The organism is Olivibacter sp. SA151 (genome assembly GCF_054130995.1).
This window is the reverse complement of the sequence record NZ_CP096391.1, coordinates 4,605,442-4,616,905: the sequence shown is the minus strand read 5'-3', so window position 1 is coordinate 4,616,905 and position 11,464 is coordinate 4,605,442. Positions and strand designations below refer to the sequence as shown.

General features: G+C 38.8%; 11 protein-coding genes. 4 read left to right on the top strand and 7 right to left on the bottom strand.

All coding sequences use genetic code 11. The features are described from left to right. Positions 1–35: 35 nt before the first annotated feature. The 7 genes from M1D52_RS18980 to M1D52_RS18950 form a co-directional block, all read right to left on the bottom strand. The gene (locus M1D52_RS18980; RefSeq protein ID WP_437393274.1) at positions 36–1,040 is read right to left on the bottom strand and encodes an outer membrane beta-barrel protein; all 1,005 of its coding nucleotides are present in this window, start codon (positions 1,038–1,040) and stop codon (positions 36–38) included. A gap of 437 nt (positions 1,041–1,477) precedes the next feature. After that, entirely contained in the window at positions 1,478–2,320 is an 843-nt protein-coding gene (miaA, locus tag M1D52_RS18975; protein WP_457941739.1) for a tRNA (adenosine(37)-N6)-dimethylallyltransferase MiaA, read from the bottom strand. Positions 2,321–2,470: 150 nt separating this feature from the next. After that, on the bottom strand, positions 2,471–3,091 hold the full coding sequence (locus M1D52_RS18970) for an IS1096 element passenger TnpR family protein (RefSeq protein WP_013665699.1): 621 nt from the start codon (positions 3,089–3,091) through the stop codon (positions 2,471–2,473). Between the two features lie 229 nt (positions 3,092–3,320). Next, positions 3,321–4,730: a CCA tRNA nucleotidyltransferase gene (locus M1D52_RS18965; protein WP_130856909.1), complete on the bottom strand. Its 1,410-nt coding sequence runs from the start codon at positions 4,728–4,730 to the stop codon at positions 3,321–3,323. 97 nt (positions 4,731–4,827) lie between these two features. Then, on the bottom strand, positions 4,828–5,394 hold the full coding sequence (locus M1D52_RS18960; protein ID WP_437393275.1) for an L-threonylcarbamoyladenylate synthase: 567 nt from the start codon (positions 5,392–5,394) through the stop codon (positions 4,828–4,830). Next, entirely contained in the window at positions 5,391–6,503 is a 1,113-nt protein-coding gene (locus M1D52_RS18955; RefSeq protein WP_437393276.1) for a glycosyltransferase family 4 protein, read from the bottom strand. The genes M1D52_RS18960 and M1D52_RS18955 overlap by 4 nt, the downstream gene beginning before the upstream one ends. A 23-nt stretch (positions 6,504–6,526) precedes the next feature. Further along, entirely contained in the window at positions 6,527–7,345 is an 819-nt protein-coding gene (locus M1D52_RS18950) for a 2,3,4,5-tetrahydropyridine-2,6-dicarboxylate N-succinyltransferase (protein ID WP_013665703.1), read from the bottom strand. Between the two features lie 459 nt (positions 7,346–7,804). On the opposite strand from M1D52_RS18950, the gene M1D52_RS18945 reads away from it, so the two are divergent. The 4 genes from M1D52_RS18945 to M1D52_RS18930 all read left to right on the top strand — a co-directional run bounded on the left by M1D52_RS18945 (position 7,805) and on the right by M1D52_RS18930 (position 11,369). Then, positions 7,805–8,842 (top strand): glycosyltransferase family 9 protein, encoded by a 1,038-nt coding sequence (locus M1D52_RS18945; protein ID WP_013665704.1) that lies wholly within the window; start codon positions 7,805–7,807, stop codon positions 8,840–8,842. A 17-nt stretch (positions 8,843–8,859) separates the two neighbouring features. After that, positions 8,860–9,633 (top strand): lipopolysaccharide kinase InaA family protein, encoded by a 774-nt coding sequence (locus M1D52_RS18940; RefSeq protein WP_437393277.1) that lies wholly within the window; start codon positions 8,860–8,862, stop codon positions 9,631–9,633. Between the two features lie 103 nt (positions 9,634–9,736). Beyond that, positions 9,737–10,324, top strand: a complete 588-nt coding sequence (locus tag M1D52_RS18935) for a phosphatase PAP2 family protein (protein WP_437393278.1) — start codon at positions 9,737–9,739, stop codon at positions 10,322–10,324. Between the two features lie 640 nt (positions 10,325–10,964). Continuing rightward, positions 10,965–11,369, top strand: a complete 405-nt coding sequence (locus M1D52_RS18930) for an RNA-binding S4 domain-containing protein (protein ID WP_013665707.1) — start codon at positions 10,965–10,967, stop codon at positions 11,367–11,369. The last annotated feature ends 95 nt before the right edge of the window (positions 11,370–11,464 follow it).

Genomic DNA, 11,464 nt, shown 5'->3' with positions numbered 1-11,464 from the left:
ATTAGCTAATGGGGTTAAAGAGGGGCTAAAGGCCGTCAATTGCCAAAAGGTATCTTAATTCCTAAATTGACACCTAAGCCGCCAATATTGATGTAAGAACGCAGTTCATCGGCCGGTTTATTAGAGTCAAATCCCTCCCATCCGGCAACATTGTCGCCTGCTGTGATGGTTTTATGATAGTTTACTAATTTACTACTTTCACTGGCGGCGTCTTTGCTAAGCGTACCGCTTGTTAACGGTTGCCCGCTCATAACAACATTGTATTCGCCGCTTAATTCATGTAATTCTTTCTTTTTACCTCCTACCGAAATGTTCCGATATTCAAGTTCAGCATATATACTGATGCGGTCGTTCAACATCCAGTCAAAGCCGACGGCGCTCTGAAAGCCTACTGTAGGATTTGCTTTGATCCGGTCAACCCGTTTTACATTATGTAAGGTCATTATTGCATTAGGAGGTAAACCGGATGTCATATGCATGCTTTCTGCCACGCTTCCTGTTTGGTCGTTTGCTGTCGTAGTAATTTCAAGATGTCCACCTATAGGAATAATTACGCCCGCCTTCATGTAAGGTTTTACACTGCTATTAGTGGGAATATTAGCTACTAATGCTGGCGCAACATCAAATGCCTTGACCTTGCCGCTATTATGCAAATTTAGTACTTCATTGCCGCCTAGGCTGCCTCTTTGACGCATCATATCTTGTGAACGACTGTTGTAATAATTCAGCCCCACTTCAACACCTAATATTCGACTAAAGCGATACCCGGGAGTTAAGCCGACCCGCCAGCCTTCGCCGAAAGAGCCTGTAATAGTACTTTCCGATACCGTTTGTTGCGTTGGTGGATTCCCTGGAATGATATTAAACACTCTATCTCTTGCCGGTTGACCACCGATGGCAGGAAATTCAACAGGGGTTACTTTTAAGAAGTAGGCGCCGCCAGCTTTGATATAGAAACCTTTGTTGTAATCATCTTGAGCTTTTGCAGAGTAGAAAAACGAACCGGCAAGTATGCTTGCCATTAAAATCATCTTCTTCATAATGTAAAGTTTAAATAGGTGTTCTTCAATTGGTTTATCGTTTTTATTATGCTTGCATAATAATTACAAACGAAAGTAATAAAGGTTTGTAGTAATTGCAAATTTTTTGATGCGTATCTGTACGTACAAAAAACTGACCTTACCCTTTAATTCGGAAAAACAACAATTGAAATCGGAAGCTTAAGAAAGTGTACCGGATTGATTTTTTATACTTTCAAGGGAGCAGCAGAATGCGCTCCCTTGAAAGTTCTAAGTTTATAATGTGTTAGCTGTTACTTTTACAAAGTGTTTCAAATGTAAAATTTTTATTTTTTTTGTGCAACAAAAATGTAATAAAAAAATGGCTTAAATTGATAAGTGCACTGAAGTCAAAATCCAAACGTAAAAACTCAAAAGATACAGCAAGCGTCTGCGTTGCTAATCGTATTAACTTTAACTTATTTAAGTGTATCTGTAAGGAAACTAATAATTTCAGTTGATTGGCTTGGTTCAAACCAATGTGTGTTGTTATCTTTTTTGAACCAGGTGATCTGCCGTTTAGCAAATTGGCGTGTATGTTGTTTTATTTTATCGACAGCCGCCTCTAACGTATACTTATCATCTAAATAATCAAAGAGCTCTGCATAACCTACCGTAAGTAGTGGAGGCCGTTTTTTATACGGGATAAGCATTTTTACTTCTTCCAGTAAGCCTTGTTGCATCATCAGGTCTACGCGCTTATTAATACAATTGTATAGGACGCTCCTTTCCGTGTTGAGCCCAATCTTTAATATCTGAAAAGGTCTTGGATTAGATTTGTCTCTTCTAAAAAAAGAAAAAGGTTTACCAGTGCTTTCGTACACCTCTAGTGCACGTATAATACGCTGAGGATTATGTATATCAACCTCTTGATAATAATCCGGATCCTTACGTTTCAATTCTTCCTGTATGAATGTCAGACCCCTCTCTTTATATTGTTCGTTTAAACTTTCGCGAATCCCCGGTAGTGGGCGAGGAAGTTCATCTAGTCCCTCACATACGGCATTTATAAACAATCCACTTCCTCCCACCATCACCACTACATTTTTATAGCTGAATAAGTCATCCAATTTGGCCAAGGCCTCCCGTTCGAAATCCCCTGCGCTATAATCATCCAATATACTAAGCGAATCAATAAAAAAATGAGGAGCAGCCTGAAGTTCCATTTTACTCGGTTTTGCTGTCCCAATCGCCATTTCACGATAAAATTGTCTTGAGTCGGCAGAAATAATAGCGGTGTCGTATGCTTTTGCTACTTCAATAGCTAAAGCCGTTTTACCGATTGCCGTAGGACCTACTATGGTGATGAGTGTCTTGATAATATTTTTAATTAGCCAATGAGCTAATTTGAAAATTAGCCAATGAAGAGTTGTGAAAATATTGGCTAATTAGCTAATTTGAAAACTAGCTAATTAGTAGTCGTCCTCGTAATTCTCGTTGTCTGAAAATTCGCCGGAAAAATCATCTTTTTCTTCGGAGCCGTCTTGGGTTTCTTCGTCGTCCATCAGATCTAGATCCATATCCTCGGCTTCATCAATTCCGTATTCGGTTTCGTTGAGGAAGTCGTAATCTTCTTTGTCCTCTTTTTTCAAAGCCGAAGCTTCAGTAGGAATAACAGCGGCACCAAATGGTTTCGGAGCTAAGCCAACTGTTTTTACCGTGAGTGGATACGTTTTTCCGTTTTCTTCCTTTAATATTTTAATCAATTGAACGTGGAAATCAAAGGGCCTGTCAAAGTTGTAAGTATAGTAAAACTTTTGATGCGGATCGTCAATAAATTTATTCAATTTGGAATTTTCCATTAGCGCTATTCCGCGCTCTTCCTTGCGTTTACTTGGCAAGTAGGCAATCTCTTCACCTTTCATCCACTGATCGTTACTAATGTAAAAAGAAGAGGAGACTTCCGGGTTATATCCCGTGGATTGATGAATTGCATGATGCAAATCTAAAAAGGTATGCGTTGAGAGCACATCAATTTCGCGGATAATATCGTCGTAATCTTCAAAAGTAACTCGAAACCTATAAATAGCCATGACAGAAAATCCTGTTTTTGTTTTAAAATGCTAATATCACTAAAAAAGTAAAAATTCAAAAGTAAAAAGTAAAAACCCCGAAGGGCTCATTGATGCCTTAAAAAAACAAACAAAACATCAATAATTAAAAAACTTGCCTCTCGTAGGGAGAGTGAAAAAGTGAAAACCTTGCTGATGGCTCCAGGAGAAAAGGCCATTTTTTGGAGCACAAAGGAGTCGCAGTCCCATATTATGACGACTGTATGATAAGGCCGAGTTCCTTTCCTTTCTTTTCCATATAGGCAAGTGCCTCTTCCCGGTTATTTTTTATGTCGCCTTCCAAGATTGCTTCGCGAATTGCCTTTTTTATAATACCTACTTCCGGCCCCGGACGAAGGTTGAACGATCTCATAATATCCTCGCCACTCACCGGTGGTTGCCAGTTTCGTATCTGATCACGTTCCTCCACATCTTTAATACGTTGTTTTACCAGCTCAAAATTGTCTCGATACTTTTTGCGTTTGTATTCATTTTTGGTTGTTACATCCGCATGGCAGAGCTTCATTAAACTGTCAATGTCGTCCCCTGCTTCAAAAAGTAAACGTCTTACCGCAGAATCCGTTACGACATCTTTTGCCAGTACAATGGGACGAAGGTGGAGTAGCACTAATTTTTGCACAAACTTCATTCTGTCATTAAGAGGAAGCTTCAGATCAGCAAATATTTTCGGAACCATTCGAGCCCCTCGATCTTCATGGCCATGGAATGTCCATCCCTGTTTTTTGTCGAAACGCTTAGTGGCAGGTTTTGCAATATCATGCAGAATCGCGGCCCATCGCAACCATAAGTCGTCCGTCACTTCGGCGATGTTATCCAAGACCTCCAATGTATGATAAAAATTATCTTTATGTCCTTTGCCGTCAATAATTTCAACGCCATAAAGCTGGGTCATAAGGGGGAAAATGAGTTCCAGCAGACCGGTGTCGAAAAGATAATTAAAGCCAATACTCGGTTTTTTCGAGCAGATGATTTTATTGAGCTCATCGGTAATACGCTCCTTCGATATGATCTTGATACGCTCGCGCTGCGATTTAATCGCATTAAAGGTTGGAGAACTGATTTTAAATTGTAGCTGACTGGCAAAACGTATAGCCCGCATCATCCGTAGCGGATCGTCAGAAAAAGTAGCCTCCGGTTCCAAAGGTGTGCGAATGGTTCTGATCTGAATATCCTTCACGCCGTTAAAAGGATCTAACAATTCGCCAAAATTTTGTTTGTTCAGGCTTAAGGCCATTGCATTAACCGTAAAGTCGCGTCTCTTTTGGTCGTCTTCCAAGGATCCATTTTCCACAATCGGTTTGCGTGAGTCTCTACGATAAGATTCTTTCCTTGCACCCACAAATTCAATATCGATCTGATCATAGCGCAACATGGCTGTTCCAAAATTTTTAAAAACGGACACTTTGGTATTTAGGTGCTTGCCCACCTTTTCGGCAAATTCGATACCACTTCCGATAACCAGGATGTCAATGTCATTTTTGAAGGGTCTTTTCATCAATCGATCGCGCACGTATCCGCCAATTACATAAATTTCTGTATTGTATTGGTTGGCCAAATTGCTCAGCGTTTCAAAAACAGGAAGTTGCAAGTACTCTTTCATCAGTGGGGCAAAAATACGAAAAATTAGCTATTAGCCTTTAGGTTTAGTCATTAGGTATTAGCTTTTAGCCTGTCAGCTTACAGCTAAAAGCTAGTTGCTAACGTCTTATAAAGCTAAATGCACCGCTAGCATCCAACTTCATAATCGTTGACGCTTGCTTCGGGGTTAGGTCATCCTGTTCAAACTCAACAATATAATCGACGCCATTCTTTATTTCATCACTTATTTCTAGGAAATTTTTAGGGGATGGTTCGCCACTGATGTTCGCAGAGGTAGAAACAATGGGCTTCCGGAAACGTTGGATCAGTTGTTCGCAAAAGCGATGTTTCGCAATTCGGATTCCAATACTGCCATCTTCAGCCACCAAGTTTGTGGCAAGATTTTTCGCGCCATCATAGATAATGGTTAAGGGTTTTTCAGTGTATTCAATTAATTGATAAGCCACGTCAGGGATTTCCTGAACATAGCTGGCTAGTTTATGCTCATTATCAAGTAAAATGATCAAGCTTTTATCTTTCGAGCGTCCCTTTAGCTGATAAACCTTATCCACCGCCTCCGGGTTGGTGGCATCGCAGCCAATGCCCCAAATGGTATCGGTAGGGTAGAGGATAACGCCACCGGATTTTAATACTTGAAGTGCTTGGTTAATATCATTGTTCATCATATACTCTTGTATAAATTGAATAAATCTTCCGCAAGGTTTTTTGGATTAAAACGTTGTACATACTCGTTGCCTTCCTTAATCATCGTCGATCTTAACACGTTATTCGTATTAATATCATTTATGGCAGATCCCATTCCCTCTACATCATCCGGATCAACATATCGGCTATTTGGCCCCCCTGCTTCCTCTAGGCAAGAACCCCTAGCTGCTATAACAGGTATCCCACTATGTAGGGCTTCAATTATAGGTATCCCGAAACCTTCGAAACGCGACGGATAAATAAAAATATGCGCCATTTGATAAATAGCCGGCAAATCGTCAAAGGGTACAGAATGCAATAAAAGAACCCGTTTTTGTAAGTTTCTCTTTGCAATTTCGTGTTGAATAAGCTGTAAATAAGCGGTCTCTTTGCCGATGACGACAAGATGAATATTGGTTGGAATACGGTCTAAAGCTCTGATCGTGAGTAATAGATTCTTTCGCGTTTCGATCGTGCCAACTTGTAATAAATAGGTTGTCGGTAGCTGATATTTCTTTTGTACGGCTCGCTTTTCCTTCTCATCCACTGTTTGGCTAAACTGCGGGTGACAGCTCTGGTACACAACTTCTATTTTTTGCGCTGCAATACCTAGAAATTCCATCAAATCCCGTTTCGTTTGTTCACTAATCGCAACGATCTTGTCCGCCTTTCGGCATGCTTTTTTTATTTTATAGGTATAGATGCTCCGATCGATGGGTTTGAAATAATGAGGGTAGCGGATAAAGATCAAATCGTGCACGGTTAAAACCCATTTGGTTTTCCCTTTTTTAGAGCCAAAAGGTAATTCGTGGCTTAATCCATGATAAATGTCCAGATTATATTGATGTGCCAGCGAGTTTAGCGTAAATGTACGCCATAGAGAAGAAAACTTTTTGGCAAGCCCTTTCGAAGGGAGCACTTCCTGAACATGTAAGCCTTCAGCTTTGTATAAAACCGAAGGCTTACTATTAAATAAGAAATAGTGATTTTCAGAATAGAAACGGCACATGCCATCAATTAGAGATCGACTATAGTTGCCTAATCCCGTTTTATTATGAAAAGCCCGCTTCGCGTCATATCCTATTCTCATTTTATCAACAGCAGATTCGTTAGCTATACTGCTACGTTATGATCTCTTAAGGCGTTATTTAAAGAGGTCTTCTTATCCGTTGACTCCTTGCGTTGTCCGATAATAAGCGCACATGGTACTTGATATTCGCCTGCAGGGAATTTCTTTGTATAAGATCCGGGAATTACCACTGAGCGTGCAGGTACCACGCCTTTATACTCTTTCGGAATTTCGCCGGTCACATCAATAATTTTCGTAGATGCGGTCAGCACGACGTTTGCACCCAATACGGCTTCCTCTTCCACACGTACACCTTCTACCACAATGGCTCGTGAGCCCAAGAAACAATTGTCTTCAATAATAACCGGTGCAGCTTGTACCGGCTCTAACACGCCGCCGATACCGACGCCACCACTTAAGTGCACATTTTTCCCAATCTGTGCACAAGATCCTACAGTAGCCCAAGTATCAACCATGGTACCCTCATCTACGTAAGCACCAATGTTAACATAAGAAGGCATCATAATAACTCCTTTTGCTAAAAAGGCGCCATAACGGGCCAAACCGTGCGGTACTACCCGAACACCCGCTTCTTTATAGTTTGTTTTCAACTTCATTTTATCGTGGAAAACAAAGGGGCCCACGTGAATTTCGTTCATTTGACGGATGGGAAAGTATAAAATAACGGCCTTTTTAATCCAATCGTTAATATGCCATCTTCCCGCAACCTTTTCAGCAACACGCAAAGTTCCCTCATCCAAGTGAAGAATAGTGGTCTCAATCGCTTCTCTATATTCTTTAAATTCTATTAGGTGCCTTTCTTCCCAGGCTTCTTCAATTAGTTTTTTTAATTCTGCAGTCATTTCAATAAAAAAGTTTAACAAAGAAAGTAAAATTTATTGATATAGCGATAGGAGGCTTTAGGCGATTGGATGACTACTTACCTCAAGCACAAGCATAACATAAAACTTAAACCTTAAAACGTACAAATCATGCCTGGCTTTTCGCTTTTTAGGTGTTGTTATGTTGGTAAAATAGGTTTAAAGAAGGGTTTTTAGCAGATATCTTTACCTTATGCACAGGCAAAAACCTTTCTTCACGAATATTTTGAGAATTTCCCTGGCCACAAGGTCAACCGGAATAAAAATCATCGGTTAATTACTAAAAGATCGAAAGCAGGATGAGACAATAATACCTACTTCAACTTTATTTGCCAATTTTAAATGCGTTTATCTGCAATTCTGACCGGATTTTTTAATTTTGAGTGTAGCTAATTAGGGAAGACTACAATACGATCAATATAGATGTAACACCAGGCAACAATGAAAAAAACGAATGCTGTTAGAAGAGCTGTAATGAGAAATCTTACCAAAGATATTGGGAAATCCCATGCTGTAGTAGATAAAAAAAAGGATGTTGTCATAAAAAAGATATTAATTACGAGGCCTAATCACCGGTTAGGAAATCTTTTGATAATTACACCCCTCGTTCAGGAAGTTATCAATGTTTTTCCGGATAGTAAAGTAGACCTTTTTGTGAAAGGCGGAGTGTCACCTTCAATTTTTAAGAACTATAAAAATATTGATAGAATAATTCAGCTTCCTAAAAAACCTTTCAGCGATTTATTCAAATACCTAAAAGGCTGGGCCCTTTTGAGAGCCAGAAAATACGATCTTGTGATCAACTCAACTGCGGGTTCTTCATCAGGTAGACTATCAACACTGTTTGCTCGTTCACGCTATAAGTTTTTTGGTGACTTTAGTGAAGAAATACAAGTTAAATACTCCGATTATAGACACTTGGCTAAAAATTCAATTTATAACCTAAGAGACTATTTATCAAAGTTAGGCTATAACGAAAATTCCACCACCATTCCGAATCTCGATCTCAAATTAGACCAAGCTGAAATTGCTTTGGGGAAAGAAAAATTGGAGAATTTAACGCGCAACCACAGGGATACTATTTGTCTTTTTACCAACGCAACGGGTGAAAAATGTTATCCTGAAGAGTGGTGGGCGAAATTTTATGAGATATTACAGCGAAATTTTCCGAATTATAATATTATTGAGTTGTTACCCGTTGAAAATATATCGAAGCTAAATTTTAAGATTCCTCATTTTTACAGTACGGATATTCGTGAAATGGGAGGCTTTATTGCAAATGTTGCACTCTTCATTGCAGCTGATAGCGGGGTAATGCATTTAGCAAGTGCTTCAGGCATACCTACGATTGGCTTGTTTTCTGTAAGTGATGAAGACGTCTATGCGCCATATAACGGCAAGAGTTTTGCAGTTAATACCAATCATATTGATAATGAAAAAATTATGCAGTTAATCTACAACGCTTTGAACAAAGATTAAACGGTGAAATAAGTGAAATGAAGGTGTTTTTTGCAGAGGATTTTTCTCAGTATAACGAGGAAATTATCCTTACTTTAAAAAAATTTAAAACAAGCGGGACAATCATTGGTAACGGAAATAGAAACGTTGTTAAAATTTTTGAAATTAGCGGGTTACTATTCAACTTTAAATCCTTCAAACAGCATAACATTATCAACCGACATGTTTATAAATTTTACCGAAAGTCTAAAGCAAGAAGGTCTTTTGAATACGCACAATTACTTTTGGATAAAAATTTTTACACACCTAAACCTGTAGCCTATATTGAAAATCATGATTTCATTGGTTTAACTTCAAGTTATTATATAAGTGAACACCTCGAAAATACTTTTACTTTGGCGGACGTTCTTTTTAACAGAGATTTTCCCGGACGAACGGAGATTATTAAGGAATATACTGCATTAATCTATGCTCTACATGAAAACGGTATTCAGTTTATTGATAATACAGCTGGGAATTTTCTGATCAGACAAGAAAATGGCGCCTATCGTTTTTATATGGTTGATTTGAATAGAATAAACGTTTATGCTCGTATCAAGATACCTAAAAGACTTAAAAATTTCGGAAAACTCACCCTTGATCTCACCTTTGATAAAGAAATTCTGAGGATTATCAGTGAGGAATATGCATCTTTGTCGGGACTGTCTTCGGAATACTGTTTCAGGGAAATAAGTAGAGCATCAAATAAAATGTTGATTAAACGCAAAGTAAAGAAAGTCCTGAAATTGTACAAATATCTCATCAGGATTTAATGTTTAACGGCTATTCTGAATACCATGGTCACGTCAGGTTAATATAGCAGTCAGTTATTGAAATAAAAAAACCATTTCAGACATTAACCTAAAACTTTATTAAATGAAATCAATGCTTGAAGATTTAAAACAGTTTGACACAGAATTATTCCTAGCAATCAACGGAAAGCACAATGCTTTCTTTGATACGATAATGTATTGGGCAAGTGATAAATTGTTCTGGATTCCGTTTTACGCTGTGATAGTGTTTTTTTTAGTTAGAATTTATAAGAAATTCACCATTTATATTCTACTCGCAATTACGGTAACTATTACTTTGTGTGATCAGACTGCTTCCGGACTTTTTAAAAATCTGGTGAAACGTTTTCGACCTTCTCATGAACCAACTTTAGCCGGCCTGGTTCATTTAAGCGAAGCGGGTCCAGGTGGTAAATATGGTTTTGTATCATCTCACAGTGCCAACGCATTTGGGCTTGTAACGTTTCTCTTCTTCTTACTGCCTGCAAAATATAATTGGTTGAAGATCATTTTATTGTTCTGGGCTTTGCTGGTTTCTTATAGCAGAATTTACAATGGCGTTCATTATCCGTTTGATATTCTTGGTGGTGCGGTAGTAGGTGTGCTTTCAGGTAGTCTTGTTTGGATTATATTTAGAGCTATTTTTAAAAAAAGCGCTTTTAATAAGGAGTAGGGGGATTAGCGTATTAAATTTAAATGCCTTGCTTCTAAACAAGCTTTAACATATAGATGCAGGGTGTTTATATTATAAGAACGTTTTTCTTAATCAACTTTTCATCACTAGTTAGTTTTTAAGGCATTCAAGCTTTCCCTAAGGGGAAGGTCCGCGAAAGAAAAGAAGCAAAGAGACGACCGTAGGGAGTCCATGAACACCTTTGAAAATAATGAAGTAGTGAATCCGCAGGCAGGCAAAATTTATAGGAATGGTAGTGCCTCCCACTGCATGATGTAAATTTTGGAGGCGGCATTTTAGTAGAACGATGGACTTTTACTTTTAATCAAGCGTACTATATCTTCAGCCCTAAATATAGCCCTGTGAGTGGGTAAAAGGGCCTTGGAGGATACCGAGGCAACGAGCCGCAAAGCATTTGCATGTCTGTTCATATGGCAGTATCTAAGCGGATTGAGGAAGTGAAACGGCTCCAATACGCGCCAGCGATGCTTTGCAATCAGTTGCAAGGTAGCCTGCACAGCCTTGGGTTTTGTTCAACTTTTTGCCAAGAAAAAGTTGATGAAGAAAAACGTTCTTTTTAAAAGTAACAAGAAAAAGCTCCATTTTGAGCTTTCCCCTTAAAAGGGTACATTTGTAAATTATGGCCAAAGAGTTAGAGAAGCTCCGCATTGATAAATATTTATGGGCGATCCGCATTTTTAAAACACGAAGTTTAGCAACAGAGGCCTGTAAAGCTGGTCGGGTGAAGTTAAACGGTCAAAATATTAAGCCTTCCTATGTCGTAAAAGTGGGTGAAACCTATCACATTCAAAAAGGTATTGAAAAAAAGGTAGTCAAAGTGCTTGATTTGTTAGATAAGCGTGTGGATGCAAAAACGGCGGTTACTTTTTATGAAGATTTAACGCCTGTAGAAGAAACATATGGTTATAAATCGATGTTCCATGCGCCGGTTTTAAAACGCGATCGGGGGACTGGCCGCCCTACTAAGAAAGATAGGAGAGAGATTGACGACTTGAAAGACGAATGGTTTGCTGAGGAAGACTAAACTTTCCGAACAAAATGTGAAAATATAGAATGTATCATGGCAGGATTTTTGTGCAGTAATATGGATTTTGAGAAGGTAAATGTTTTGCTTAAGTA